This window comes from Isoptericola dokdonensis DS-3 (genome assembly GCF_001636295.1).
Taxonomy (GTDB): Bacteria; Actinomycetota; Actinomycetes; order Actinomycetales; family Cellulomonadaceae; genus Isoptericola; species Isoptericola dokdonensis.
This window is the reverse complement of the sequence record NZ_CP014209.1, coordinates 2,317,497-2,342,563: the sequence shown is the minus strand read 5'-3', so window position 1 is coordinate 2,342,563 and position 25,067 is coordinate 2,317,497. Positions and strand designations below refer to the sequence as shown.

General features: G+C 73.5%; 26 protein-coding genes. 17 read left to right on the top strand and 9 right to left on the bottom strand.

Features of this window, described 5'->3' with window-relative positions; genetic code table 11:
• Positions 1-9: 9 nt before the first annotated feature.
• The 3 genes from I598_RS10920 (at position 10) to idi (ending at position 2,906) form a co-directional block, all read left to right on the top strand.
• Positions 10-1,443: an amino acid permease gene (locus I598_RS10920; RefSeq protein WP_198155684.1), complete on the top strand. Its 1,434-nt coding sequence runs from the start codon at positions 10-12 to the stop codon at positions 1,441-1,443.
• 31 nt (positions 1,444-1,474) lie between these two features.
• Positions 1,475-2,140, top strand: a complete 666-nt coding sequence (locus I598_RS10915; protein ID WP_068205220.1) for an MOSC domain-containing protein — start codon at positions 1,475-1,477, stop codon at positions 2,138-2,140.
• 172 nt (positions 2,141-2,312) lie between these two features.
• Positions 2,313-2,906 carry an isopentenyl-diphosphate Delta-isomerase gene (gene idi, locus I598_RS10910; RefSeq protein WP_068202979.1) on the top strand — a complete coding sequence of 198 codons (594 nt, stop codon included), beginning with the start codon at positions 2,313-2,315 and terminating at the stop codon, positions 2,904-2,906.
• A gap of 104 nt (positions 2,907-3,010) precedes the next feature.
• Here the strand turns inward: idi and I598_RS10905 are convergent, their stop codons facing one another.
• Both I598_RS10905 and I598_RS10900 read right to left on the bottom strand, forming a co-directional pair.
• Complete coding sequence (locus I598_RS10905; RefSeq protein WP_068202978.1) at positions 3,011-3,538, bottom strand: PH domain-containing protein; 528 nt, start codon at positions 3,536-3,538, stop codon at positions 3,011-3,013.
• Positions 3,539-3,655: 117 nt separating this feature from the next.
• A complete protein-coding gene (locus tag I598_RS10900; RefSeq protein ID WP_068202977.1) occupies positions 3,656-4,285 on the bottom strand; it encodes a histidine phosphatase family protein in 630 nt (209 codons plus the stop codon).
• A gap of 95 nt (positions 4,286-4,380) precedes the next feature.
• Between I598_RS10900 and I598_RS10895 the strand changes: the two genes are divergently transcribed.
• Positions 4,381-4,851: an NfeD family protein gene (locus tag I598_RS10895; RefSeq protein WP_068202976.1), complete on the top strand. Its 471-nt coding sequence runs from the start codon at positions 4,381-4,383 to the stop codon at positions 4,849-4,851.
• A 41-nt stretch (positions 4,852-4,892) separates the two neighbouring features.
• A complete protein-coding gene (locus I598_RS10890) occupies positions 4,893-6,338 on the top strand; it encodes a flotillin family protein (RefSeq protein ID WP_068202975.1) in 1,446 nt (481 codons plus the stop codon).
• 125 nt (positions 6,339-6,463) lie between these two features.
• Here the strand turns inward: I598_RS10890 and I598_RS10885 are convergent, their stop codons facing one another.
• Positions 6,464-7,057: an RNase H family protein gene (locus tag I598_RS10885; RefSeq protein ID WP_068202974.1), complete on the bottom strand. Its 594-nt coding sequence runs from the start codon at positions 7,055-7,057 to the stop codon at positions 6,464-6,466.
• 211 nt (positions 7,058-7,268) lie between these two features.
• Here I598_RS10885 and I598_RS10880 point away from each other — a divergent pair, with 211 nt between their 5' ends.
• The 3 genes from I598_RS10880 to I598_RS10870 all read left to right on the top strand — a co-directional run bounded on the left by I598_RS10880 (position 7,269) and on the right by I598_RS10870 (position 9,174).
• Positions 7,269-8,360: a VIT1/CCC1 transporter family protein gene (locus tag I598_RS10880; RefSeq protein ID WP_083973192.1), complete on the top strand. Its 1,092-nt coding sequence runs from the start codon at positions 7,269-7,271 to the stop codon at positions 8,358-8,360.
• Positions 8,361-8,536: 176 nt separating this feature from the next.
• Entirely contained in the window at positions 8,537-8,869 is a 333-nt protein-coding gene (locus tag I598_RS10875) for a GNAT family N-acetyltransferase (protein WP_198155683.1), read from the top strand.
• On the top strand, positions 8,869-9,174 hold the full coding sequence (locus I598_RS10870; RefSeq protein WP_068202972.1) for a GNAT family N-acetyltransferase: 306 nt from the start codon (positions 8,869-8,871) through the stop codon (positions 9,172-9,174). Before I598_RS10875 ends, I598_RS10870 begins: the two co-directional genes overlap by 1 nt.
• A gap of 49 nt (positions 9,175-9,223) precedes the next feature.
• Here the strand turns inward: I598_RS10870 and pgm are convergent, their stop codons facing one another.
• Positions 9,224-10,909, bottom strand: a complete 1,686-nt coding sequence (pgm, locus tag I598_RS10865; protein WP_068202971.1) for a phosphoglucomutase (alpha-D-glucose-1,6-bisphosphate-dependent) — start codon at positions 10,907-10,909, stop codon at positions 9,224-9,226.
• 111 nt (positions 10,910-11,020) lie between these two features.
• Between pgm and I598_RS10860 the strand changes: the two genes are divergently transcribed.
• Positions 11,021-11,869, top strand: a complete 849-nt coding sequence (locus I598_RS10860; protein WP_068202970.1) for a peptidoglycan-binding domain-containing protein — start codon at positions 11,021-11,023, stop codon at positions 11,867-11,869.
• Between the two features lie 20 nt (positions 11,870-11,889).
• Here I598_RS10860 and I598_RS10855 read toward each other — a convergent pair whose 3' ends face one another.
• The gene (locus tag I598_RS10855; protein ID WP_068202969.1) at positions 11,890-13,476 is read right to left on the bottom strand and encodes a Na+/H+ antiporter NhaC family protein; all 1,587 of its coding nucleotides are present in this window, start codon (positions 13,474-13,476) and stop codon (positions 11,890-11,892) included.
• A 167-nt stretch (positions 13,477-13,643) separates the two neighbouring features.
• On the opposite strand from I598_RS10855, the gene I598_RS10850 reads away from it, so the two are divergent.
• From I598_RS10850 to I598_RS10840, 3 genes are all read left to right on the top strand, one after another.
• Positions 13,644-14,189: a SigE family RNA polymerase sigma factor gene (locus I598_RS10850; protein ID WP_068205218.1), complete on the top strand. Its 546-nt coding sequence runs from the start codon at positions 13,644-13,646 to the stop codon at positions 14,187-14,189.
• Positions 14,186-15,550 (top strand): hypothetical protein, encoded by a 1,365-nt coding sequence (locus I598_RS10845; protein ID WP_068202968.1) that lies wholly within the window; start codon positions 14,186-14,188, stop codon positions 15,548-15,550. The genes I598_RS10850 and I598_RS10845 overlap by 4 nt, the downstream gene beginning before the upstream one ends.
• Before the next feature lie 85 nt (positions 15,551-15,635).
• Positions 15,636-16,838 (top strand): SH3 domain-containing protein, encoded by a 1,203-nt coding sequence (locus I598_RS10840; protein WP_068202967.1) that lies wholly within the window; start codon positions 15,636-15,638, stop codon positions 16,836-16,838.
• Between the two features lie 73 nt (positions 16,839-16,911).
• Here I598_RS10840 and purB read toward each other — a convergent pair whose 3' ends face one another.
• Positions 16,912-18,411, bottom strand: a complete 1,500-nt coding sequence (gene purB, locus I598_RS10835; RefSeq protein WP_068202966.1) for an adenylosuccinate lyase — start codon at positions 18,409-18,411, stop codon at positions 16,912-16,914.
• Positions 18,412-18,540: 129 nt separating this feature from the next.
• Here purB and I598_RS10830 point away from each other — a divergent pair, with 129 nt between their 5' ends.
• Entirely contained in the window at positions 18,541-18,771 is a 231-nt protein-coding gene (locus I598_RS10830) for a hypothetical protein (protein ID WP_068202965.1), read from the top strand.
• Positions 18,768-20,348 (top strand): alpha/beta hydrolase family protein, encoded by a 1,581-nt coding sequence (locus I598_RS10825; protein ID WP_157557211.1) that lies wholly within the window; start codon positions 18,768-18,770, stop codon positions 20,346-20,348. Before I598_RS10830 ends, I598_RS10825 begins: the two co-directional genes overlap by 4 nt.
• A gap of 12 nt (positions 20,349-20,360) precedes the next feature.
• Here I598_RS10825 and I598_RS10820 read toward each other — a convergent pair whose 3' ends face one another.
• Positions 20,361-20,756: a phage holin family protein gene (locus tag I598_RS10820; RefSeq protein WP_068202963.1), complete on the bottom strand. Its 396-nt coding sequence runs from the start codon at positions 20,754-20,756 to the stop codon at positions 20,361-20,363.
• A gap of 141 nt (positions 20,757-20,897) precedes the next feature.
• Here I598_RS10820 and hisC point away from each other — a divergent pair, with 141 nt between their 5' ends.
• Complete coding sequence (hisC, locus tag I598_RS10815) at positions 20,898-21,986, top strand: histidinol-phosphate transaminase (protein ID WP_068202962.1); 1,089 nt, start codon at positions 20,898-20,900, stop codon at positions 21,984-21,986.
• 18 nt (positions 21,987-22,004) lie between these two features.
• Here the strand turns inward: hisC and I598_RS10810 are convergent, their stop codons facing one another.
• The gene (locus I598_RS10810) at positions 22,005-23,744 is read right to left on the bottom strand and encodes a pyruvate dehydrogenase (RefSeq protein WP_068202961.1); all 1,740 of its coding nucleotides are present in this window, start codon (positions 23,742-23,744) and stop codon (positions 22,005-22,007) included.
• A gap of 109 nt (positions 23,745-23,853) precedes the next feature.
• Between I598_RS10810 and I598_RS10805 the strand changes: the two genes are divergently transcribed.
• Positions 23,854-24,252 carry a VOC family protein gene (locus I598_RS10805; RefSeq protein ID WP_068205217.1) on the top strand — a complete coding sequence of 133 codons (399 nt, stop codon included), beginning with the start codon at positions 23,854-23,856 and terminating at the stop codon, positions 24,250-24,252.
• 100 nt (positions 24,253-24,352) lie between these two features.
• Positions 24,353-24,628 (top strand): hypothetical protein, encoded by a 276-nt coding sequence (locus I598_RS10800; protein WP_068202960.1) that lies wholly within the window; start codon positions 24,353-24,355, stop codon positions 24,626-24,628.
• 15 nt (positions 24,629-24,643) lie between these two features.
• On the opposite strand, the gene I598_RS10795 is transcribed toward I598_RS10800, so the two are convergent.
• Positions 24,644-25,024 carry an NUDIX hydrolase gene (locus tag I598_RS10795; protein ID WP_068202959.1) on the bottom strand — a complete coding sequence of 127 codons (381 nt, stop codon included), beginning with the start codon at positions 25,022-25,024 and terminating at the stop codon, positions 24,644-24,646.
• Positions 25,025-25,067: the final 43 nt, after the last annotated feature.

Below are 25,067 nucleotides of genomic sequence, written 5' to 3'. Positions count from 1 at the left end.
CGTGTCCCGGTGACGATCTCACCCACCCCCGACGCCGCCCCGGCCACCGCCGGCACCGGTGCCGCACCGCTGACGCACGGCCTGCAGACCCGCCACCTGACGATGATGGGGCTCGGCTCCGCCATCGGTGCCGGGCTGTTCCTCGGCTCCGGCGTCGGCATCGCCACCGCCGGACCGGCCGTGCTCGTCAGCTACGCCATCGCCGGCGTGCTCGTCGTGCTGGTCATGCGGATGCTCGCCGAGATGGCCGCCGCGCTGCCCGCCTCCGGCTCCTTCTCCGTCTACGCGGAGACCGCGCTCGGCCGCTGGGCCGGGTTCCTGCTGGGCTGGCTGTACTGGTTCATGCTCATCATGGTGCTCGGCGTCGAGATCACCGGCGTCGCGGAGATCGTCAACGGCTGGTGGCCCGGAGTCCCGCAGTGGGCCGCGGCGGCCGTCGTCGTGGCGGTGTTCGGGGCGATCAACCTCGTCGGCGTCCGGCACTTCGGCGAGGCCGAGTTCTGGTTCGCGCTCATCAAGGTGGCTGCCATCGTCGGGTTCCTCGTCGTCGGCGTGCTGATCGTCGTCGGGATCATCCCCGTCGAGGGGTCGGTGCTGGGCGGGTGGGCCGAGCACGGCGGGTTCGCGCCCGCCGGCTGGGCCGGGATCGCCGCCGGCCTGCTCACCGTCGTCTTCGCGTTCGGCGGCATCGAGATCGTCACCATCGCCGCCGCCGAGGCCCGCGACCCGGCCACCGCCGTCGTCCGCTCCACGCGCACCATCCTGTGGCGCATCCTCGCGTTCTACATCGGGTCCGTCGCGATCATGGTCGCGCTCATCCCCTGGGACGACGCCGACGCGCTCGCCTCCCCGTTCGTCACCGTGCTGGAGATGGCCGGGTTCGACGGCGCCGCGCGGCTCATGGAGGTCGTCGTCGTCATCGCGCTGCTCAGCGCCTTCAACGCCAACATCTACGGCACCTCCCGGATGCTGTTCTCCCTCGCCGGCCGCGGTGACGCTCCGGCCGTCGCGGCCCGCGTCTCGCGGCGCGGCGTCCCCGCGGTGGCCGTGTGGGTGTCCGTCGCGTTCGGCGTCGTCGCCGTCGGCCTCAACTGGCTGCTGCCGGAGACGCTCCTGGCCATCCTGCTCAACGCCGTCGGCGCCGTGCTGCTCGTCGTGTGGGTGCTCGTCGCCGTCTCCCAGCTCCGCCTGCGCCCCCGCCTCGAGGCCGCCGCCCGCGAGTCCGGCGCAGCGATGCCGCTGCGCGCCTGGGGCTACCCATGGCTCACCTGGGCCGTGCTCGTGGCGCTCGCAGCGCTCGTGGTCCTCATGCTGTCCGACGCCGCCGCCCGCGCCCAGCTCGCCGCCACCGCCGGCGTGGTGGTCGTGATCCTCGTCGCCTACGCCGCGCTGCAGGCCGTCCGTCGTCGCCGGGGGGTGACGGCCGCCGTCGACGAGGCGTGACGGCCGCCGCCGGTGTGCCAGCATGACGCCCATGAGTGAGGTCCTCGCGGTCTGTCGTGTCCACCAGCTCCTGCCCGACGCCGGGACGGTGGGCGTGACCGCCATCGACAAGCGACCCGTCGAGGGGCCGGTCAAGGCCGGGCGGCTCGGCCTCTACGCCGACGTCCAGGCCGACCGCGCGAACCACGGCGGCGAGGACCAGGCCGTCTACGCCTACGCCGCCGAGGACGCCGCGTTCTTCGAGCCCGAGCTCAACCGCGAGGTCACCCCCGGCCTGTTCGGCGAGAACCTGCGCACCCGCGGTCTCGACGTGTCCGGGGCCGCCATCGGGGAGCGGTGGCGCATCGGCACCGCCGTCCTGGAGGTCACCCAGCCGCGCACCCCCTGCGCCACCTTCGCCCGCCGCCTCGGCTCCCCGCCGCGCTGGGTGCGACGCTTCACCGAGGTGGGCCGCACCGGGGCGTACCTGCGCGTCGTCGAGACCGGTGAGCTGACCGCCGGGGACGCCGTCGAGGTGGTGCACCGCCCCTCTCACGGAGTCACCGTCGCCGGGTGGTTCACCGCGTGGAACGGCGGCCGCCCCGCCTTCGCCGAGACCGCCCGGCTCGCCGCCGCGCTGCGCGCCGCCGCCGACGCCGGGGAGCTCCGGCTCAGCGACGACATGGGCTCCCGCGTCGCCAAGGCGCTCGCCCGCTGACGGGCCGTCGTCGGCCGAGCTGCCCGGCGCGGCGGTTCCTCCGGCATCGACGGTTGACGCGTGAGGTTCCGTGGCACGGGTCGGCGGGGTGCTGCGACTCCTGCGGCGTGAGCTCCTGATGCGGGAGAAACCGTGACGTCGGGCACGCCGGCAGCCGTGACACGATGAGGTGATGAGCACCCACACCCCCGTGACCGAGGACCACGTCGTCACCTGCGACGACGCCGGGAACCGCACCGGAACGATCCCGCGCGCGGAGGTGCACACCACCGAGACGCCGCTGCACCTCGCGTTCTCCTGCTACCTGTTCGACGACGCCGGTCGGCTGCTCGTCACCCGTCGCGCCCTGGTCAAGCGCACCTGGCCGGGCGTGTGGACCAACTCGTTCTGCGGGCACCAGCGCTGGACCGAGGCACCCGAGGACTCCCTCCAGCGGCACGTCGTCCACGAGCTCGGCGCCGAGGTGACCGACGTCCAGGTGGCGCTGCCCGACTTCCGCTACCGCGCCGTCGACGCGTCCGGCGTCGTCGAGAACGAGATCTGCCCGGTCTTCGTCGCGCGCGTCGTCGGTGACCTCGACCCCAACCCCGACGAGGTCGCCGAGCACGCCTGGAGCGACCCCGTCGCGTTCCGCACCGCCGTCGAGGCCACCCCGTGGGCCTTCAGCCCGTGGATGGTCGAGCAGGTCGAGGCGCTCGCCGCGGTCCCCACCGCCGAGCGCACGCCGGGCGCCGTCGCCCTCGCCGCAGCCCTCGGTCTGCGCTGACTCACCGGAACCTGCGCTGACTCGCGCCGATCCGCGCTGATTGAACGCATTTCACGCTGACTCGCGCCCGGTCCGGCCCGCGAGTCAGCGCAGAGTTCGGTGAGTCAGCGCCGACGACGGGGCTCGGTCGGGGGCCACTCGCCGTCGTCGGAGCCGTCGTCGGCCCGGAACAGGAGCTCCTGGAGGCGGCGGTGGACGTCCTCGACGTCGGGGACGTCGGGCAGGCGCATGCCGGCCTTCTCGGTGGCGTCGGAGACGACGAGGGTGCCGCAGCCGAACATCCGGTCGACCAGGTCCTTCTCCATCGAGATGTCGTTGATGCGGTAGAGCGGGATGTCGCGGCCGACGCGCGTGGTGATGCCGGAGCGCATCGCGATGCGCTGGTTCGTCACGGTGAACGACGTCGAGCGCCACCGCAGCCACGGCACGAGCACCCAGACGACGGCGACGACGGCGAGCACCGCCCAGGCGGCCCACCGACCGGGCCCCTCGGGGACCAGCGCACCCGCGGCGACGGCCCCGACGAGCACCACGATCAGCAGGACGATCGGCCAGACCAGGGCCTTCGGGTGCTCCCGCAGCTCCATGACGACCTGCTCGCCGTCGGTGAGGTTCCGTTCGCTCAACGCCATGGCCGCCATCCTTGCACCACCCGCGGGCGCGTCTCGACCCGCGAGGTAGTACCGGAGGTCGTGAGGTAGTACCCCTGGGGCACTACCTCACGACCTCCGGTACTACCTCGCGACCGGTCAGTGGTCGGCGAGGTTCCACAGCTCGACGGTCGGGAGGTCGTGCGAGGTGCCGAGCACGCTGATCGCGGCGCAGCCGAGCTCCAGCCGGGCGCCGAACGTCGCCTCGACGCCGAGCCAGGCCGTCGCCAGGATGCGCAGCAGGTGGCCGTGCGCGACGACGAGCACCGGCCCGCCGCCGGCGTCCAGCACCGGTCGCACCCGGTCCAGGAACGCGTCGGTGCGCGCGCGGACGTCGGCCAGGGTCTCGCCGGGCGACCCGTCGGCGGTGGCGGGCAGCACGTGGACGCCGTCGCGGAAGATCTCGTAGGGACGGCCGGTCGCCGCGGCGACCTCGGCCGACGTCCGGCCCTCGACCGGCCCGTAGTCCCACTCGGCCAGCGCGTCGTCGACCGTCCCGGCGCCGAACCCGGCGAGCTCCGCCGTCCGGCGGGCCCGGGTCAGGGGCGAGCAGAACACCGCGGCGGGTGCCAGCCCGGCCAGGCGGCGGCCCGCGGCTCGCGCCTGCTCCTCGCCGGCGGGCAGGAGCGGGACGTCGGTGCGTCCGGTGTGCCGTCCGGCCAGGGCCCACTCCGTGTCACCGTGCCGCAGGAGCACCAGATGTGGCCCGCCGTCGTCGAGAACGCTCATGGCTCGATCGTCCCGCACGGCGGAGGGGGTGACATCCGGAGGCATATCTGTGGCATCCTTCACAATCCCGACACATCTACGCACCCGGAGTACCCGTGCTCGTCTTCGCCATCATCGGCGCCCTCGGACTCGTCCTGCTGCTGGCCTCCCTGGTGGTGGGTGACCTCGTCGACCTCGGCGACGGCGCCCTCTCCGGCACGTCGCTCGGCGTCGGCGCCGTCGTCTTCGGTGCCGTCGGCACGATCGTCACCGTCAACGACCTCCCCACCTGGGTCGCCTACGTCGCGTCGGCCGTCGTCGGGCTCCTCGCCGTCGTCGTCGCCCAGGTGATGATCCGACGCCTCGCCGCCTCCGAGGACGGCGTCGCCGTCGACCTCGTCGGCGTCCAGGGGACCGCCACCACCGACATCACGCAGTCCTCCGGCGAGGTGTCGCTCGACGCCGCCAGCGAGCTCGAGCGCCGCCTCGCGTGGTCGCTCGAACCCATCGCCGCGGGGACCCGCGTCGTCGTCCTCGAGCACCAGCCGAACAGCGTGCGGGTCGGCCCGTACCGCCCCGAAGCCTGAACAACCCACCAGAGAGGAACCGCGCCCCCGGCGCGCACACCATGAACGACTCATCCTTCGTGACCACCATCGCGGTGGCCGCCGTCGTCGTCGCCTTCCTGGCGATCGGCGTCTTCGTCGCACAGCGCATCCGCCGCGTCCCCCCGAACCAGGCGCTCGTCATCGTCGGTCGCGGTGCCGGCCGCAAGGACGTCCAGGGCCAGAAGGTCGTCATCGGCGGCCGCACGTTCGTCTGGCCGATCCTCCAGCAGGGCTTCGCGATCTCCCTGGAGCAGCGCCAGATCGGCATCACCGTCGAGGGCGTCGACTCCAAGCGCATCAAGATCGCCATCAAGGCGTCGATCAACTTCAAGGTTCGCGGTGACGAGGAGGGCGTGCGCCGTGCCGCCCAGCGGTTCCTCTCCCAGCAGGAGCTCCTCACGGAGATCATCGCCGAGTCCCTCGAGGGCTCGCTGCGCTCCATCGTCGGCGACATGACGATCGAGGAGATCATCTCCGACCGCAAGGGGCTGTCCGACCGCGTCGTCGAGTCGACGAAGATCGACCTCGCCGAGCAGGGCCTCCAGGTCGACATCCTCAACATCTCCGACATCTCCACGCCCGGCTCCGACTACCTCGCGAACCTGGGCCGTGCCGAGTCCGCCCGCGCCCGCCAGGTCGCCGAGGTCTCCGAGGCCGAGGCACGCCGGGCGTCGGAGTTCGCCGTCATCGAGGCCGCCGAGCAGATCGCCGAGCGGCAGAAGGCGCTCGACCTGCGCAAGTCGTCCATCAAGGCCGAGACCGACCGCGCCCAGGCCGAGGCCGAGGCCGCCGGCCAGCTCGCGCGTGCCGAGCAGGACCGCCTGGTCGCGCAGCAGGAGCGTGAGGCGCTGTCCGAGAAGGCCCGCGTGGAGCAGGAGCGCCTCGACATCGAGGTGCGCAAGCCGGCCGAGGCCAAGGCGTACGCCGAGGTCCAGGACGCCAACGCCCGCCGCGACTCGCAGAACGCCGCGACCGAGGCCGACGCGTTCAAGCGCACCACCATCGCCGAGGCGAACAAGCGTGCCGCCCTCCAGGACGCCGAGGCGGCCGCCGAGGCCGTCCGTCGTGCCGGTGAGGCCGAGCGTGACCGCCAGGTGGCGCTCGCCGCCGGTATCCGCGCCGAGGGTGAGGCGCGCGCCGCCGCCACCGAGGCGGAGGGCCGCGCCGAGGCCATCGCGACCGACGCCAAGGCGGAGGCGCTGAAGAAGTACGGCGAGGCCGCCCTCGTGCAGGAGCTCATCGAGCGCCTGCCCGAGATCGTCCGCGCCGCCGCCGAGCCGATGGCGGCCATCCAGGGCATGACCGTGATCTCCACCGACGGTGCGTCCGCGCTCACCAAGAACGTCTCGAACGTCCTCGGTGAGGGACAGGCCGTCATCAAGGAGCTGACCGGCGTCGACATCAACCAGCTCATCTCCGGGCTGGCGGCCAAGGAGGTCCCGGCCTCGAACGGGTCGTCCAACTGATGGGGTGACGGCCGGCCCGTCCCCGCGGTGCGTCGTCGCGCTCACGGTCGCTGCGCGACCTGCGCTTCCCGTCCGACGACGACGCACCGCGGAACGGGACCGAAGACGTCGCGGTCGGGCACCGGTCAGTCGAACAGGGTGCCGAGCTCCCAGTCGGGGCCGGAGGTGACCGGGCCGCGGTGGTCGTCGCGGCCGTGCCGCGCCCCCACGGGCTCGGGCTGGCGCTCGGCCGGGGTGGCGGCGCTGTCGATCGGGTCGGCGAGCAGGGTGCCGTCGAGGTCGCCGCGGCCGGCGGCCCAGTCCTCCGCGGCGAGGCGGGCGAGCTCCTGGGCCCGCTGCGTGAAGGGGCTGTCGACGTGCCCGCGCGCCCACCGGAACCGGACGGGACCGCCGCGGCCGGTCACGACGTCGTCGATCCCCCGCACCAGGTCGAGGTGGGGGACCTCACCGCCGGACGCCGTCCGCCAGCCCTGCGCCTTCCAGGCGTCCAGCCACTCCGACGCGCACCGCACCGCGTACTGCGACGACGCCTCCACGAACAGAGGCTCGTCGCCGGGGTGGGCCTCGACCGCCTGGCGCAGCGCGACGAGCTCGGCGACCTGGGCGGTGCCGTCGGCGGCACCACCGGAGTCGAACCGGCCCGAGCCGTGGGCCACCCAGGCCCAGCCGATCGCGCCGCCGTCGCGCGGGCCGGTGCCGTCGGTGCTGACAATGATCACGCCGATGTCCCTCGGATTCCGCAGATTCCGTCTGTCTTCCCTCGGTGGAACGTCGCCTGGACGGGCGACAGGTCCATTGTGCCCTCCCCCGGTGACAGTCGGGTGAACGGTACAGGTACGGACGCCCGAAAACGACCGTCCCGGCGTCCGCAGACGCCCAGGTCGGGCGGCCGGAACCCGTGCGCGACCACCTGCGGCGATGATGAGGGTCATGGACGCACCCGCTCGCACCCCGGCCGACATCCGCCGCTGGCGCCGGTACCTCGCCGCGGAGCGCGCGGAGGCCGCCGTCTACCGGGACCTCGCGTCCCGACGTTCGGGGGAGGAGCGGGAGATCCTGCTGGCCCTCGCCGCGGCGGAGAAGCGGCACGAGCAGCACTGGCTGGACCTGCTCGGCGACGACGTCGGCATGCCGCTCCAGGGTGACGTGCGCACCCGGTTCCTCGCGTTCCTCGCGCGCCGGTTCGGCGGGGTGTTCGTCCTCGCGCTCGTGCAGCGCGCCGAGGCCCGCTCGGTGTACGGGCGCGAGGAGCACGCGACGGCGCGGATGGCGGCGGACGAGCAGATCCACGAGGAGGTCGTGCGGTCCCTGGCGACGCGCGGCCGCAACCGCCTCTCCGGGACGTTCCGCGCCGCCGTCTTCGGCGCGAACGACGGCCTCGTGTCGAACCTCGCCCTCGTGCTCGGCGTGGGGGCGTCCGGTGTCGCGACGGGCACCGTGCTCGTCACGGGCGTCGCGGGCCTGCTGGCCGGGGCGCTGTCCATGGGCGCGGGGGAGTTCATCTCGGTGCGGTCCCAGCGCGAGCTGCTGGAGGCGTCGAACCCCGACCCGGAGACGGCCCGCGCCCTGCCCGACCTCGACGTCGACGCCAACGAGCTCGCCCTCGTCTACCGGGCGCGCGGCATGGACGCCGGCGACGCGCAGCAGCGGGCCGACCTCGTGCTGTCCCGCCTCGCGGCGACGGGGGTCACCGAGGGCATCGACGCCGACGCCGAGGCGGCGGCCGGGGACGACCTCGAGACCCACGGCACGGCGTGGGGCGCCGCGATCTCCAGCTTCTGCTTCTTCGCGTCGGGCGCGATCGTGCCCGTGCTGCCGTACCTGCTGGGCCTCGAGGGCATGACGGCCGTGGTCGTCGCGAGCGTGCTCGTCGGTGTCTGCCTCGCCGTCACCGGCGCCGTCACCGGACTGCTGTCCGGCACGTCGCCGGTGTCGCGCGCCCTGCGCCAGCTCGTCATCGGGTTCGGTGCCGCCGCCGTCACCTACGGGCTGGGTCTCGCGTTCGGCACCACCGTCGCCTGACCACCCGGGTGAAATCCCCGGGAGACCTTGCACGGGTCGGACCGATCGAGCAGCGTGGAGGCCACGTCGGACGTGGCAGCAGAGCGCAGGGGGCTCGGCTGCCACGTGCTGCGTCACGGCCGTTCCGTGGCGCCGAGGCCGCCCCGCCGTCGGCCGTTGCGGGTAGATTGCCTGGGGTGACCACCACCGTCGACATCGACGTCCGCCACGACGCGGACCACCAGCGGTACGAGGCGTCCGTCGTCGTCGACGGCGAGGCCCGGGTCGTCGGGGTCCTGCGCTACGAGTGCACCGACCAGGTCGTCACCATCCCCAGCACCGTCGTGGTCCCGGAGTTCCGCGGCCACGGCGTGGCCGCGGCCCTGGTCGCCCACGTCCTCGACGACGCCCGCTCCGCCGACCTGCGCGTGCGGCCCGACTGCTGGTACGTCGCCCGGTGGTTCGACCGGCACCCCGAGTCCCAGGACGTGCTCTGGTCCGAGGACGATCACCAGGGCACGATGGCCTGATGACCGACCCACGACCTGCCGTGACCGTCCGCGACGACCCCGACCGCCGCGTCTTCCTCGCCCTGCTCGACGACGGTACCGAGGCGGGCGGCGCCTACTACCGGCGCCGCGACGGCGTCGTCACCTTCACGCACACCGAGGTGTCGCCCGAGTTCGAGGGGCAGGGCGTCGGCTCCGCCCTGGCCGCCGGGGCGCTCGCCACCGTCCGGGCCGCCGGCGAGCGCGTGGTCCCGCTGTGCCCGTTCATCAAGGCGTACATCGCCCGGCACCCGGAGCAGCAGGACCTCCTGGTCGACCGGCCGTGACGCGCGCGTGCCCCCGACCGCAGCGGACGGGGGCACGCGCGGCAGCGGGTCAGGCGAGGGCGTCGCCCACGACCTGCTCGGCCTCGGCCTGCACCTGCTCCAGGTGCTCGGCGGACACGAACGACTCCGCGTAGATCTTGTAGACGTCCTCCGTGCCGGACGGCCGGGCGGCGAACCACGAGTTCTCCGTGGTGACCTTGAGGCCACCGATCGACGCGCCGTTGCCGGGCGCCTCGGTGAGCTTCGCGGTGATCTCCGCGCCGGCGAGCGTCGTGGAGGTGACCTGCTCGGGGGACAGGGCCGCGAGCCGCGCCTTCTGCTCGCGCGACGCGGCGGCGTCCATGCGGGCGTACCAGGACTGTCCGTACCGGTCCACGAGGTCGGCGTGGTGCTCCGACGGCGTCCGCCCCGTCGTCGCGATGATCTCGGACGCGAGCAGCGCGAGCAGGATGCCGTCCTTGTCGGTCGACCAGACGCGGCCGTCCTTGCGCAGGAACGACGCCCCCGCGGACTCCTCGCCACCGAACCCGACCTCGCCCGTGAGCAGCCCGGGCACGAACCACTTGAAGCCGACCGGCACCTCCGTCAGGGTGCGTCCCAGGTCGCCCGCGACCCGGTCGATCAGCGCCGACGACACGAGCGTCTTGCCGATCGCGGCACCCGCCGGCCAGTCGGGCCGCGCCCCGCCGTACAGGTACCGGATCGCGACCGCGAGGTAGTGGTTCGGGTTCATCAGCCCCGCGTCGGGCGTGACGATGCCGTGGCGGTCGGAGTCGGCGTCGTTGCCCGTCGCGACGTCGAACGGGGCGTCGCCGCCACCCTCGGGCCGCATCTGGTGCACCAGGGACGCCATCGCCGACGGCGACGAGCAGTCCATCCGGATCTTGCCGTCCCAGTCGAGCGTCATGAACGCCCACCGGGGGTCGACCTGCGGGTTCACCACGGTCAGGTCGAGGCCGTACCGCTCGCCGATCGCCCCCCAGTACTCCACCGATGCGCCACCGAGCGGGTCGGCGCCGATCCGCACCCCGGCACCGCGGATCGCCTCCAGGTCGAGGACGTTCGACAGGTCGTCCACGTAGGTCGACAGGAAGTCGTGGCGGTGCGTCGTGCCTGCGGCCAGCGCGTCCTCGAGCGACACACGGCGCACCGACGCCAGGCCGCCGCCGCGCAGGATCTCGTTCGCGCGGTCCGCGATCCAGCCCGTCGCCTCCGACCCGGCCGGGCCGCCGTGCGGCGGGTTGTACTTGAAGCCGCCGTCACGCGGGGGGTTGTGGGACGGCGTCACCACGATGCCGTCCGCCAGGCCGGGGCCGGAGGTGCGCACCCCCTCGTCCGTGGCCGCCCCGTTGTGGATGAGGATCGACTGCGACACCGCCGGGGTCGGGGTGAACGAGTCCCGGGCGTCGACCATGACGGTGACGCCCGCGGCGGCCAGCACCTCCAGCGCGGTCTGCCACGCCGGCAGCGACAGGGCGTGCGTGTCCCGGCCGATGAACAGCGGACCGTCCGTGCCCTGGGCTGCGCGGTACTCCACGATCGCCTGGGTGATCGCGGCGATGTGGGCCTCGTTGAACGCGGAGTCCAGCGAGGAGCCGCGGTGGCCGGACGTGCCGAACACGACCTGCTGGGCCGGGTCGTCGACGTCGGGGGTGCGGTCGTAGTACGCGCCGACCACCTGGTCGACGTCGATGAGGTCTTCGGGGAGGGCTACCTGACCGGCGCGAGGGTGCATGCCTCGATCCTGCCAGTCGCCAGGGGGTGTGTCGCCCCCTCGGCGCTCCCGGACCGGGTATCAGCGGCGGTGCGCCCCCGCTCCCTCCCGGAGAGGCATCGAGGGGGCAGGATGAACGTGGAGCCGTGGCGCGCGATCGGGACCGGCGACGAGGGGCCTGCCGTCCAGGGGATGCAGTACCTGCTGCGCGACCAGGGGTACGCGGTGATGGCCGACGGCGTGTTCGGCCCGCGGACGCGCACGGCCGTGCGGGCGTTCCAGACGGCGCACGGCCTGGACGTCGACGGCGTGGTGGGGGCGCGCACGTGGCCGCACCTGGTGGTCGGCACCCGGCGGGGCGACTCCGGGCACGCGGTGCGGGCGGTCCAGCAGTTCGGGCTGCCGCGCTCCCCGGGCGACCCGCCGCTCGTGGTCGACGGCGAGTTCGGGCCGCGCACGGCCGAGCGGGTGCGGTCGTTCCAGGAGTCGTGGGGGCTCACCGTCGACGGGATGGCGGGCGAGGAGACGTGGTCGTTCCTCAGCACGCTGCTGGCCGGCCCGCGGCCGTGGCCGCTGGTGAAGGTCGGGTCCCGCCAGGAGGAGAACTGGCGCGTGCGCCCCGCACAGCACCTGCTGCGGGCGCACGGCGCGGACGTGGCCGCCGACGGGGTGTTCGGGCCGTCGGCCGGCGCCGCCGTGCGCGCCTTCCAGCAAGGCCTGCGCACGCGGTTCCTGTGCACGACCGTCGGGCAGCTGGACTGGCCGGGGCTCGTCGTGACGGTGCGCCGCGGCGACGACGGCGAGGCGGTGCGGGCCGCCCAGGTGCTGCTCGGCGTACCGGCCGACGGACGGTTCGGTCCCGGCACCGAGGAGGCGGTGCGGGCCTTCCGGTCGGCGTCCGCCCCGGCGTCCGACCGTCCGTCGGACGGCGTGGTCGGGCCGGGCACCTGGCACGCTCTCACCCTGCGCCGGCCCGACTGACCGTCGCGGCCCGCGGGCGGTCAGGTCGTCGCGGGCACGGACTCCTCGACGGGCCGGCTCACGGCACGGGCCACCAGCACCGTGCCCACCAGCACGACGACGGTGACGGCCAGCCCGACGGCGGTCCCCGCACCGAGGGCGAGGGCGACGTACCCGACGAGGGAGGCCAGGGCGGCGGCACCCGCGTAGGGGAGCTGCGTGACGACGTGCACGATGACGTCGCACCCGGCGCCGGTGGACGACAGGATCGTCGTGTCGCTGATGGGCGAGACGTGGTCGCCGAGGACGGCGCCGGCGAGGACGGCGCCGAGGGCGGGGAGCAGCAGGTCGGGCTCGCCGACGGAGTTCATGATGCCGCCGACCAGCGGCAGCAGGAGCGCGAAGGAACCCCACGACGTCCCGGTGGCGAACGCCATCGCCGCGGCGACGACGAACGTGATGGGGACGAGCCAGGCGGGGGACAGGTCGGCGCTCTCGACGAGCCCGCCGAGGTACGCGCCGGTGCCGAGCTGGTCGATGAGGCCGGTGAGCATCCACGCGAGCACCAGGATGCTCACGGCGGGCCACATGGCCTTGACGCCCTCGACCCAGCCCTGCCCGAAGTGCTGCCGGGAGAACCTCGGGTTGGGTGCGGTGTAGCGCAGGTAGTAGTAGATCGCGGCCGCCAGACCAAGGACGCCGCCGACGAGGAGGGAACCGGCGGGGTCGGTCTCGGCGAGGATCTCCACCGGCGACCAGGTCCCGGCGGCGGCGTGCCCCGTCCACACGATGCCGCCGAGCACGCCCAGGACGAGGAGCGCGAACGGCACGAACAGCGCCCGCTTGGCGCCGGGCTCGTGCACGGGCAGGTCCTCGGAGAGCTGGCCGGGGACGGTCGCGTCGTCGCCGAACGTCTGCCCGTGCTCGACGGCGCGGAGCTCCTCGCGGCGCATCGGGCCGACGTCGAGCCGCAGCACGACGACGAGCCACACGGTGAGCGCCGCGGCGATGGCGTAGAAGTTGTTCGCGGCGGCACCGAGGAAGGCCTGCACGCTGGAGATGCCGAGCGTGGAGGCCGCGATGATCGGCGCGAGGATGCCCATGATGTAGGCGCCCCAGCTCGAGAACGGGGCGAGCACCGACACGGGCGCGGACGTCGAGTCGATGATGTAGGCGAGCTTCGCGCGGGCGACCCGGTGCCGGTCGGTGACCGGCTTGGCGACCTGCCCGACGGCGAGGGCGTTGAAGTAGTCGTCGATGAAGATGACGATCCCCATGATCGCGGGCAGCACCTGCGCGCCGCGGCGGGTGCGGATGCGCTGCACCGCCCAGTCGGCGAACGCGGACGTGCCGCCGGACATCATGATGAACGCGGCGATCACGCCGAGGATCAGCACGAACGCGAGGATGTACACGTACCAGGTGTTGACCGCGCCGTCCGTCCAGAAGATCCCCGCGAACGCCTCCCAGACGAGCCGGAGGGTGTCGAGCGGGGCGAGGTCCGCGACGAGCAGCGCCGCCGCGAGGACACCCGCCCCCAGGCTGAGCAGCACCTTCCGCGTGGCGACGACCAGGACGATGGCGAGCACCGGCGGGACGAGGGTGAGGACCGGGTACGTCTCGATCATGACGGGAGCCTCCGGGTCGGGGTAGGCACGACGCTAGGGCGGGTCCACCCGCCCGGCATCCGGACGCCCACGACGCTGGTCCGAGGGCCGGGCAACCTTACCCGGACGTCACCCGTGTTCCCCGTGTGACAGCGCTACGAGAGGACGTGACCGTGCCGGAACGGTGGATGCCGGTGGTCGTCGCACCCGAGGGGGACGTCGATCGCGACGCCGAGTTCGAGGCGTTCATGACGCAGGCGGAGCCGCTGCTCGGCCGGACGGCCTACCTGCTCACGGGCGACCGGCACCGCGCGGAGGAGCTCGTCCAGCAGGCGCTCGTGCGGACGTACGTCGCATGGCCGCGCGCCCGGGCGCGAGACCCGCTCGCCTACGCACGCAAGGTGCTGGCGAACGCCCGGATCGACACGTGGCGCAAGCACCGCCGGGAGGTCCTGCTCGCCGCGGACGACCTGCCCGACGGCCGGCAGGCGGGGCCGGACGACGCTCACGCCGACCGGGACCTGCTGGTGCGGGCGCTGGCCAGGTTGCCCGAGCGGCGGCGCCGGGTCGTGGTGCTGCGCTACCTCGTCGACCTCGGCGAGCGCGAGGTCGCCGAGGACCTCGGCATCACCGTCGGAGCGGTCAAGTCGGCCGCGTCCCGGGGGCTCGCGCAGCTGCGGGGCGAGCTCGCCGGTTCCTCCGTCCCCGCGGTCGGGACGGAGGTCTCGCGATGAACGACGACCAGCTGATCGAGAACCTGCGTGCGCTGGCGGACCGGACGCCGGAGGTCACCGTCGACCGGGACCGCGTGCTCGCGCTCGGGCACCGGCGCCGGACCCGGCGGACCGTCGCCGGGGTCGGCGGGACGGGGCTGCTCTGCGCGGGCCTGGTCGCCGGGGGACTCGCCTGGGCCGGCACCTCGTCCGCCCCGCGGCCCGACCCGCTGCCCGCGGCGCCGGAGGTCTCGACCTCGCCGTCGCCGTCGGCGTCTCCCGGCTGGGAGGTGTACCCGCCGTCGCCCGACGACGGTGAGCACGCCGTCGTCGATCACGAGGCCGGGACCATCAGGTTCCCCGAGGACGACTGGGTGCTGACCGCGCGCGAGCAGGCGGTGGTGGACACGGCCGAGCAGTACCTGCACGTCACCTGCCTGGAGGACCTGGGCTACGGGGACGAGGTCGAGTTCGTGGGGGCCGTGCCGGTCCGGGACGAGCGGTTGCGCGGGTACGGCCTGTGGTCGCGGGAGGACCTGGCACTCGACTACGACGCGGTCATCGACCGCGGTGCCTACTGGTACGGGTGGGCCGACGACCCCGCGCACCTCAACGACACCTCGATCCCGGGGGACAACGCTCCCGTGGCCGACGACCCGGACGCCGGCGAGCGGTGGCAGGACTGCGCCGACGCCGCGACCGAGCGCATCGAGGGCATGACCCACGACGAATTCCTCGCCACAGGTTGGGGGCGAGGGACATCGACGGGCAGGCCCGAGGGGACGCTCGAACTCTCGGGCTACCGGACGGCGTCCAGCCGGAAGGACCTGGAACCGTCGATGCGCAAGGTGGCCCGACAAGCTGTCGCCGTCGTCGAGGAATGGGAGCAGTGCCTGGCCGCCGAGGGTCTGGAGCCGGCCGAGGCCCAGGCGCTCGTCCCTGACGGGATGCTGGACTTCGAGGGCGCGTACACCCCGGAGCAGCAGGAGGCCCTCGCCGTCCTTGCCGAGGTCCGCGCGGCGGCGATCGACCGCGCGTCGACCGAGGCGGGCTCCGACGCTTTCTTCGTCGACGAGGAGTCGATCATGGAGGAGTTCCTCGCCCTGGGGTACACCGAGGACGATCTCGCCTTCCAGGACGAGCCGGCACCGCGACCGCTCCTCGTGGGCAGCACGGCGGAACGGGCACGCGTCGTCGAGGTGGACGTCCGGTGCAAGCAGACGCTCGGCACGGTGCAGCGGCTGGCCGACCTCGATGCCGCCGTCCAGGTGCGGTACATCGCCGACAACCCCGCGTACTTCGAGAGCCGGCACGAGATCGGCGACCGAATGCTGACGAATGCGAACAAGGTTCTCGACGAGGCGGGCGTCGTCGTGCCGTGAACGCGCGCTGTCGCCCGGGGCGACCTACCTTCGTGAGGGGCGGGCGGTGCGGCTCGTCCCATCCCCTCACGAGAAGAGCCAGATCATGGGACGGATCCGAGCAGGAGCACGCCGCGCGCTCGTCGCGGTCGCGACCACCACCTCACTCGTCGTGGCCGGCGCCGCCGTCGCGCCGTCGGCGTCGGCGGCCACGGTCGTCTCCCCGCCGCTGAAGGACGACACGTACGTGCTGTCCTCCTACTACGGCGCCCGCTGCATGCCGGTGCGCTCGGCGTCCACGTTCCACCTGGGGCAGGACCTCGGTGCGGCGAGCGGGACCGACGTCCGGGCGGTCGCGAAGGGCAAGGTCGTCAAGGCCGGCGCGGTGCGCGGCTTCGGGCAGTGGGTGGTCGTCGACCACACCCTCGACGGCAAGAAGTTCTCGTCGCTGTACGCGCACGTCATCGACGGCGACGGCCGGGTCAAGGTCGGCCAGACGGTGAAGAAGGGGCAGCACATCGCCGACGTCGGGTCGACGGGCACGTCGACGTCGCCGCACCTGCACCTGGAGATCTGGAAGGGCGGGTACGGCTCCGGCTCGACCGTGGACCCGCTGAAGTTCCTCCGGTACCGCGGCGTCGACCTGACGAAGCGGTCGATCCGCAACTACACCCGGTCCACGCCGCCGGCGTCGTGCGGCTACTTCACGGCCGGGAAGGTCAACCTGCGTTCCGGGCCCGGCACGGGGTACAAGATCCTGCGGACCCTCCAGCCGAACGTCGTGATCAAGGGCAAGCCCGGGGTCGCGCCGGGCGAGTGGCGTCAGGTCACCCGCAACGGCCGCACCGGCTGGGTGCACCGCGACTACGTGTCGCCGTCGTACACGTCGCAGGGGTCCCGGTACACGCTGGCCCAGCTCAACCTGCGGGCGAAGCCGTCGACGTCCGCGCGCGTGGTCCGGGCGCTGCCCGCCGACGCGCACCTGACGATGCTGCGCAGCCTCAAGGGGTCGTGGCAGCGCGTCCGGTACGGCAGCACGAACGGGTGGGTGCACGCCCGGTACCTGTCCGACACGCGGGACGGCGCGCAGGTGGTGCGCAACCCGTCGGGGAGCACGTACTCGTGGGTCGACGTGTCGACCCTGCACCTGCGCAAGGGCGCGTCGACGTCGACGGCGAAGGTGGCCACGCTGAAGCGGGACGCCCGGGTCAAGCACCTCGCGACGATGTCGGGCGGCTGGATCAAGGTGCAGGTCGGCTCGAAGACCGGCTACGTCGCGTCCCGGTACCTGACGTCGGACCGCCCGTGACGCGCGTCCCGGCCTGAGCACGACGACGGCGCGGCACCCTGCAGGGGCCGCGCCGTCCTCCCGAGGCGGTGCGTCAGGCCAGGTAGTCCTCGACCAGGCGGGCGGCCACGCCGGTGTACCCCGCCGGGGTGAGGTCCGCGAGCCGCGCGGCGACGTCGTCGGGCAGGCCGAGACCTGCGACGAACTCGCGCATGCGGGCGGCGTCGACGCGCTGGCCGCGGGTGAGGTCCTTGAGGCGCTCGTAGGGGTTCTCCATGCCCTCGACGCCCGCGACGGAGGCGGCACGCATGGCCGACTGCACGGGCTCGCCGAGCACCTCCCAGTTGGCGTCGAGGTCCGCGGCCATGAGGTCGGAGTCCACCGCGAGGGCCTTCAGGCCACGGCGCACGTTGTCGATCGCCAGCAGCGAGTGCCCGAACGCCGGGCCGATGTTGCGCTGCGTCGTGGAGTCCGTGAGGTCGCGCTGCAGGCGGCTCGTGACCAGCGTGGCCGACAGGGTGTCGAGCAGCGAGCAGGAGATCTCGAGGTTTGCCTCGGCGTTCTCGAACCGGATCGGGTTGACCTTGTGCGGCATCGTCGACGAGCCGGTCGCGCCCGGGACGGGGATCTGCCGGAAGAACCCGAGCGAGATGTACGTCCACACGTCGGTCGCGAGGTTGTGCAGGATGCGGTTGAAGCGGGCGACGTCGGCGTAGACCTCGGCCTGCCAGTCGTGCGACTCGATCTGCGTGGTCAGCGGGTTCCAGGTGAGACCCAGGTGCTCCACGAACGCCTGCGACACGGCCGGCCAGTCGGCGCCCGGGACGGCGACGGTGTGCGCCCCGTAGGTGCCGGTGGCGCCGTTGAGCTTGCCCAGGTACTCCGCGCCCGCGACGCGGCGGACCTGACGGCGCAGCCGGTGCGCGAGCACCGCCAGCTCCTTGCCCATCGTCGTCGGGGTGGCGGGCTGGCCGTGCGTGCGGCTCAGCATCGGGACCTCGGCGTGCTCGCGCGCCATGTCGGCGATCTGGTCGCCGAGGGCGGTCGCGGCGGGCAGCCACACGTCGACGACGGCGCCGCGCACCATGAGCGCGTACGACAGGTTGTTGATGTCCTCGGACGTGCACGCGAAGTGCACGAGCTCGCTCGCGGCGGGCAGGCTCGTCGTCCCGAGGGCGGCCCCGGCGACGTCGGCCGCCAGGCGGCGCTTGATGAAGTACTCGACGGCCTTGACGTCGTGGACGGTCTCGCGCTCGATGGCGGCGAGCTCGGCGATCTCGTCCGCGCCGAACGTCGCGGGGATCCGGCGCAGGTAGGCGATCTCGGCGTCCGTGAGGGTGGGTGCGCCCGGCACGACGGCGCCCGGCGCGGCGGCCGTCCCGTTGCACAGCGTGATCAGCCACTCGACCTCGACGTGGATGCGCGCCCGGTTGAGGGCCGCCTCGCTGAGGTGGTCCACCAGCGGGGCCACCGCGGCGCGGTAGCGGCCGTCGAGCGGGCCGAGCGCGATCGGCGGGGTGACGTCGGCGAGGCTCACCCGGGCGGGCGCGGCGGACTGGTCGGGCTGCGGCGAGGTGGAGGTCACGTGCTGCATTCTCCCACGGGGCGCCGGGCGGACGCCGTGGCGTCCCGCAGCCGGGGAGGGCGGTCCCCACCGGGTGCTCGTCCACAGGTCGGCGCGCACCAGGCCCCGCGGCGCAGGCCGCGCACCTAGCGTCGCGCCATGTCCTTCACCACCAGCGACATCGCCACCGCGGCCGACCACCTGCGCACCGCCCGCCGCCGCCTCGAGGAGGCCACCGCGACCCTGCGGCTCGCCGCGGCGCTCGACTGGGCCGCGCCGGGCGGCGACGCGTTCCGCGAGGAGTCCGGCGCCCTGCTGACCACGCTCGACGCGGACGGCGCAGCCCTCGTCCTCGCCGCCATGGTCGCCGCCGGGTGCGAGCCGTCGTGACGCGCGACCCCCGGGACACGCTCGTCGTCACCGGTGGTCGCGGCCCGTCCCGGGTGGACAGCGACGCCGTGCGCACCGCCGCGCTGCGGGCCCAGGACGCCGCCGCCGTGCTCGGCGCCGCCGTCGGCGACTGCCTCGGCGCCCGGTCCCGGCTCGAACGGATCCTGTGGACGCCGCCGCTCGGCGAGCCGGACCCGGCGCTGCCCGGCCGGGTCCGGTGGGCGCTGACGCTCGTGGACCAGGCCGTCGACGCGCTGGCGGCGCGGGCGGACGGGTGCACCTCGCTGTCCGACCGGCTGCTCGTCGCCGCCGGACTCGTCGAGGACGCCGAGTCCGCCGTGGAGCGGGCGATCGGCGGTGCGGTCGTCGCCGTGACCGGGGCGCTCGGCCTGGCGGTGACGTCGATCGCGCTGCATCCTGCCCTCGGGCTGCCCGGGCTCGTCTCCCTGTGGGGCGCGACGCGGGTGTGGGACGCGCTCGGCGGCGCCGACGGCGCGGGGGAGGACGTCGGCACGGCACCGCCCGTGGCACGCGCAGCGCCCGCCCCCGCCGGGACGGACGACGGGACCGGCGACGGCGGGATCCTCGACGACCTGCTGCGCGCGCTCGCCCCGTACACGGACGAGGCCATCACCGGCGCGGGGACGGGCGTCGCGCTCGGCGCACCCGCCCTCGCTCTCCACGACGCCTCCGTGACGGGTGGCGCCCGCGTCCTGTCGACCGTGGTCGACGCCTTCGCGCCCCGTCGGGACCTGCGGGTGCGTGACGTGACGCCGGAGCTGGGCGGACGCGAGCCGAGCTGGAGCGGGCAGCCGCCGGGCACCGTCGACGAGCTCGTCGCCCGCACCGGCGACCTCTACCCCGCCGGCAACGGCGTCGCGGACCGTGAGGTCCCCGGGGTGCCGTCCGGCACCGTCGCCGTGCAGCGGATCGAGCACGCCGACGGTCCCGCCACCTGGGTCGTCACCGTGCCCGGCACCCAGGCCCTCGTCTCCGGCGAGCACGCGTTCGACGTCGACACCGACCTCGACCTCATGGCCGGACCGGGCCTCGACGGCGTGGCCGACGTCATGACCGGCGTCGTGCAGGCCCTCGAGGCCGCCGGGGCCGCCCCGGACGAACCGGTCGTCCTCACCGGCCACTCGCTCGGCGGGATCGGAGTCACGGCGCTCGCCGCCGACCCGCGGTTCCGCGCACGGCACCCCGTCGCGGGCGTCGTCACCGTCGGCGCTCCCACCGCCACGTTCACCACCCCGCGCGGCGTGCCCGTGCTGCACGTCGAGAACACCGAGGAGCTCGTGTCCTCCCTCGACGGCCGCTCCGCCTCCGAGAACCCCGCTTCCCGCGACCGTGTCACCCTCAGCCGTGATCTCGGTGCCTCCGCGGACCCCGCCGACCGGGCCGCGTCCGGCAGCGTGTCCCGGGCGCACCAGGTCGGTACCCACCTGCGCACCCTCGACCTCGCTCGGCAGGCCCGCAACGAGCAGGTCGCGGACGTCGGAGGCCGCATCGAGGAGCACCTGGACGGCGAGAGCGCCCGCACCTCGTACTTCGAGGTGGGGCGCTCCCGACCCTAGGGACGACGGTCGTCAGTCGCGGTCGCCGTTCGGGACCACCAGGCCGACCAGTGCCTGCAGGACCGCCAGGATCAGGGCGACCCACAGGTACCACCAGAACCCGCCGTCGATCGTCATGCCCCAGTCGCCCAGCCAGTCCTGGCTCGTCAGCCAGGTCGTCAGCCAGAGCATGAAGGCGTTGATGAGGAGGTAGAACAGCCCGAGCGTGAGGATGAGCAGCGGGATGGACAGGATCGTCACGATCGGCTTCACGACCATCGACACCAGGGAGAAGACGACCGCGACGCCCGCCAGGCTCAGGATGTAGCCGAGGACGTCGTCGGTCGGGAAGATCTCCACGCTGTCGAAGATCAGGTCGCACAGCCAGAGCGCCAGGCCCGTCGCGAGGACTCGCAGGATGAAGTTCATGCCCGTCATCGTGGCACGGGGCGCCCCGCTCGGACAGTGGAAACGCGCGGTTCGTCCGGGTGCGTTCCCCGCGACGCCGTCCAGGCCGGGTCGACCCCGTCGAGAGCCGGGCGCCCGTACGAGGTGGCATCCTTGACGGCTGTGACCACCCCTGCCGCAGACCCCGCGTCGTCCACCGTCCCGCTGCGTGCCGCGATCGCGGCGCTGCCCGCCTACGTGCCGGGCGCCCGCCCGACCGGGGCCGCGTGGAAGCTGTCGTCGAACGAGAACCCGTACCCGCCGCTGACGTCCGTGCTCGCCGCGATCCAGTCCGCGGCCACCGACGTCAACCGGTACCCGGACATGTACGCCACCGAGCTGGTGGAGACCGTCGCCGGGTACGTCGGGGTGGACGCCGCGCAGGTCGTCGTCGGCAACGGTTCCGTGGCCGTGCTCCAGCACGTGCTGGAGGCCGTCGTCGAGCCCGGTGACGAGGTGCTGTTCCCCTGGCGCTCCTTCGAGGCCTACCCGATCATCACCGCCGTCGCGGGCGGCGTGCCCGTCACGGTGCCGGTGGGCGCCGACGGCCGGCTCGACCTGCCCGCCATGGCCGCCGCCGTCACCGAGCGCACCCGCGTCGTCCTGGTCTGCACGCCCAACAACCCGACCGGTCCGGTCGTGCACGCCGACGAGCTGGAGCGGTTCCTCGCCGTCGTCCCGCGCGACGTGCTCGTCGTCGTCGACGAGGCCTACCTGGAGTTCGTGCGCGACGAGCAGGCGCCCGACGCGCTGGCCGTGCTGCGCGACAACCCGAACGTCGTCGTGCTGCGCACCCTGTCCAAGGCCTACGGCCTCGCCGGCCTGCGCGTCGGCTACGCGCTGGCCGAGCCGCGCCTCGCCGCGGGCATCCGGGCGGCGTCCACGCCGTTCGGCGTCAACCACCTCGCCCAGCGGGCCGCCATCGCCGCGCTCCAGCCGCCCGCGCAGGCCGAGATGGCGCAGCACGTCGACGCCCTCGTCGCCGAGCGCACCCGAATGTGGGACGCGTTGCGTGCGCAGGGCTGGGAGGTCCCGGTCACGCACGCCAACTTCGTCTGGCTGGCCACCGGGGAACGGACCGGCGAGCTCGCCGCCGCCGCGACCGCCGCCGGCGTGCTCGTGCGTCCCTTCGCGGGCGAGGGCATCCGCGTCAGCATCGGCGAGGTCGCCGCCAACGATGCGTTCCTGGAGCTCGCCGCCACCTGGCGCTGAGTGTCCTGCCGGCCTCCCTCAGCGGGGCAGGTTGCGCAGGTTGGAGCGGGCCATCGACATGACCTCGCCCATGCCGCCACCGAGGACCTGCTTGGTCATGGCGGTGGCGAACCCGCGCACCTGCCCGGACGTGATCGACGGCGGGATGGACAGCGCGTTGGGGTCGGTCATGACCTCGACCAGCGCGGGCCCGTCGGTGGCGAACGCGTTCGCGAACGCCTTGGCGAGGTCCTTCGGCTTCGTCACGCGCGTCGAGGGGATGCCGACGGCGGTGCCGATCGCGCTGTAGTCGACCTCGGGGGAGTCGGTGCCGTACGACGGCAGGCCCTCGACCAGCATCTCCAGCTTCACCATGCCGAGCGTGGCGTTGTTGAAGACGACGACCTTCACGGGCAGGTCGTACACGCGTGCGGTGATGAGCTCGCCGAGCAGCATCGACAGGCCGCCGTCCCCGGCGAGCGCCACCACCTGGCGGCCGGGCTGCGCGAACGCGGCACCGATGGCGTGCGGCAGCGCGTTCGCCATCGACCCGTGGATGAACGACCCGATGACGCGCCGCTTCCCGTTGGGCGTGAGGTACCGGGCGGCCCACACGTTGTTCATGCCGGTGTCGACGGTGAACACGGCGTCGTCGGCCGCCGCCTCGTCCAGCACGACGGCCGCGTACTCCGGGTGGATCGGCGTGTGCTTCTCCACGTTGCGCGTGTAGGCCCCCACGACCTTGTTCATGAGCTTCGCGTGCTTGTCCACCATCGAGCGCAGGAACTTGCGGTCACGCTTGCGCTCGAGGCGGGGGTTGAGCAGCCGCAGCGTCTCGCCGACGTCGCCGTGCACGGGGATGTCCAGGCGGGTGCGCCGGCCCAGGTGCGAGGCGTCGACGTCGATCTGCGCGGTCGGGACGTCCGCGGGCAGGAACGAGTCGTACGGGAAGTCGGTGCCGACCAGGATCAGCAGGTCCGCGGAGTGCATCGCCTCGTGGCACGACCCGTACCCCAGCAGGCCGGACATGCCGACGTCGTGGGGGTTGTCGTACTGGATGATCTCCTTGCCGCGCAGCGAGTGCCCGACCGGTGCGGCCGCGAGGTCCGCGAGCTGCAGCACCTCGTCGCGGGAGCCGCGCGCCCCGGCCCCGACGAACAGCATGACCTTGCGGGCCGCGGCGATCGCCTCGGCGAGCGCGGCGACGTCGGCGTCCTGCGGGACGATGCGCGCCGGGCACGCCCCGGGGATGAGGATCGGGGCGGCGTCGTCGGGCACGTGCTCGTCCGCGACGTCGCCGGGCAGGGTGAGGACGGCGACCCCCGGCGCGGCGAGCGCGTGCTGGATCGCCGAACGTGTCACGCGGGGGAGCTGCGCCGGCGTGGAGATCATCTCGGAGAACACCGACGCCTCGTTGAACAGGCGGTCCGGGTGGGTCTCCTGGAAGAACTTCGTGCCGATCTGCGGGCTGGGGATGTGGGAGGCGATCGCCAGCACGGGCAGGCCCGAGCGGTTCGCGTCGTACAGGCCGTTGATGAGGTGCAGGTTGCCCGGCCCGCACGACCCGGCGCACACCGCGAGCTTCCCGGTCACCTCGGCCTCGGCCGCCGCGGCGAACGCCGCCGCCTCCTCGTGCCGCACGTGCACCCAGTCGATGCCCTCGGTGCGGCGCACCGCGTCCACCACCGGGTTCAGCGAGTCCCCGACGATCCCGTAGATGCGTTCCACACCCGCGGCGACGAGCTGGTCGACAAGGTGTTCGGCGACGGTGCGGGCCATGGTCAGGACCTCCGAGACGTGGGATGGCGGTCCTTCCACCCTGCCCCGGATGACCTCGCTGCGCGCGTCGGGTCCCGGTGGTGACCGTCACCCCTGCTTGGGTGGGCGGGTGCCGGGAATCCACCACCTCGAGCTCTGGGTGCGCGACGCGGGCGCTGCTGAACCTGCCTGGTCCTGGTTGCTGGGCAGACTCGGGTTTGTCCTCGACCAGGTGTGGCCCGAGGGCCGGTCGTGGTCGTGTGGCGGCGCGTACCTGACGCTCACAGAGTCGCCAAACCTCTCCGGCGACACGCATGACCGGCGGCGGCCCGGCCTCAACCACGTCGCCTTTCACGGCGGCACGCCCGACGACGTCGACGTGCTGATGGTAGAGGCCACAGAGCACGGGTGGACGCCGCTGTACGCAGACAGGTATCCGCGCGCAGGCGGACCGGCCCATTACGCCGGGTGGCTGGAGGACGTTGACGGCTTCAAGGTGGAGGTCGTCGCGTCGGGCGGAGCGCGCTGACAGTCGACGTGACGTCGCGGTTGTCCTCGTTGACGGGTCGTTCAAACCCGAGGGAAGATCCTGGCGCGTACGGACCAAGCCCGCGAGCGACTGACCCCGGGTGCTGGTCGGTGTCGCGCGGGCGCTCGCCCCGGGCGGCGGCCTGCTGCTCGGCCTGTTCGACGGCGCTGACCTCGCGCCGTTCGACCACCGGGTCGCCCCGGCGTGGACGTGGTCCGCCGACGGGGCGGCCGAGCGGCTCGACGCGGCAGGCTTCGACGTCGTCGAGGTCGAGCGGCGGCACGTGCCCGGCGTGCGACCGCACCTGGCCGTCGTCGCCCGCCGTCGGGTCGGTCGGTCGTCACCGGTTCGGTCATCCCTGCGACCGAACCGGTGAGGACCGACCGAACGGTCAGGCCGCCGACTGCTCCGGGGTGATCCGCGGGACGTCGGCGACGTCGAACCACACGGGGATGCCGCGCTCGCGGGCGATGGCGACGTCCTGGTCGGCGCCGCGGGACTCGCCGGGGAGGCGCAGGACGCCGTCGCAGTGCTGCAGGAGGCGCTGGGCGGTCGGGTACATGACGTCGTTCGCGAGGGGGTCGTGCACGGTCGCGCCGGCGGAGCGGAGCACGGGCAGCGCGACCCACTCGCCGATCATGGGGACGTGGCCGGCCTGGAAGATCGGCCAGGCGGCGGCCTCGAGGCGGTCGAGGTTGGCCCGCATCCTGGCGGGGTCGCCGTCGGTGCCGGACTGGTAGGGGCCGGCGACGAGGATGAGCATCGGTGTCATGCCGCCTAGAATAGGCACAAGTGTGCAGGAACGTGCAAACAAA

Bases quoted from the DNA above. Each gene is read 5' to 3' on its own strand.
- purB (WP_068202966.1), bottom strand. From the start codon at position 18,411: ATGCAGCACGTGACCTCCACCTCGCCGCAGCCCGACCAGTCCGCCGCG.
- I598_RS10845 (WP_068202968.1), top strand. From the start codon at position 14,186: ATGAACGACGACCAGCTGATCGAGAACCTGCGTGCGCTGGCGGACCGG.
- I598_RS10915 (WP_068205220.1), top strand. From the start codon at position 1,475: ATGAGTGAGGTCCTCGCGGTCTGTCGTGTCCACCAGCTCCTGCCCGAC.
- I598_RS10830 (WP_068202965.1), top strand. From the start codon at position 18,541: ATGTCCTTCACCACCAGCGACATCGCCACCGCGGCCGACCACCTGCGC.
- I598_RS10820 (WP_068202963.1), bottom strand. From the start codon at position 20,756: ATGAACTTCATCCTGCGAGTCCTCGCGACGGGCCTGGCGCTCTGGCTG.
- I598_RS10905 (WP_068202978.1), bottom strand. From the start codon at position 3,538: ATGGCGTTGAGCGAACGGAACCTCACCGACGGCGAGCAGGTCGTCATG.
- idi (WP_068202979.1), top strand. From the start codon at position 2,313: ATGAGCACCCACACCCCCGTGACCGAGGACCACGTCGTCACCTGCGAC.
- pgm (WP_068202971.1), bottom strand. From the start codon at position 10,909: ATGCACCCTCGCGCCGGTCAGGTAGCCCTCCCCGAAGACCTCATCGAC.
- I598_RS10890 (WP_068202975.1), top strand. From the start codon at position 4,893: ATGAACGACTCATCCTTCGTGACCACCATCGCGGTGGCCGCCGTCGTC.
- I598_RS10855 (WP_068202969.1), bottom strand. From the start codon at position 13,476: ATGATCGAGACGTACCCGGTCCTCACCCTCGTCCCGCCGGTGCTCGCC.
- I598_RS10900 (WP_068202977.1), bottom strand. From the start codon at position 4,285: ATGAGCGTTCTCGACGACGGCGGGCCACATCTGGTGCTCCTGCGGCAC.
- I598_RS10795 (WP_068202959.1), bottom strand. From the start codon at position 25,024: ATGACACCGATGCTCATCCTCGTCGCCGGCCCCTACCAGTCCGGCACC.
- I598_RS10850 (WP_068205218.1), top strand. From the start codon at position 13,644: ATGCCGGTGGTCGTCGCACCCGAGGGGGACGTCGATCGCGACGCCGAG.
- I598_RS10870 (WP_068202972.1), top strand. From the start codon at position 8,869: ATGACCGACCCACGACCTGCCGTGACCGTCCGCGACGACCCCGACCGC.
- I598_RS10840 (WP_068202967.1), top strand. From the start codon at position 15,636: ATGGGACGGATCCGAGCAGGAGCACGCCGCGCGCTCGTCGCGGTCGCG.
- I598_RS10880 (WP_083973192.1), top strand. From the start codon at position 7,269: ATGGACGCACCCGCTCGCACCCCGGCCGACATCCGCCGCTGGCGCCGG.
- I598_RS10810 (WP_068202961.1), bottom strand. From the start codon at position 23,744: ATGGCCCGCACCGTCGCCGAACACCTTGTCGACCAGCTCGTCGCCGCG.
- I598_RS10860 (WP_068202970.1), top strand. From the start codon at position 11,021: ATGAACGTGGAGCCGTGGCGCGCGATCGGGACCGGCGACGAGGGGCCT.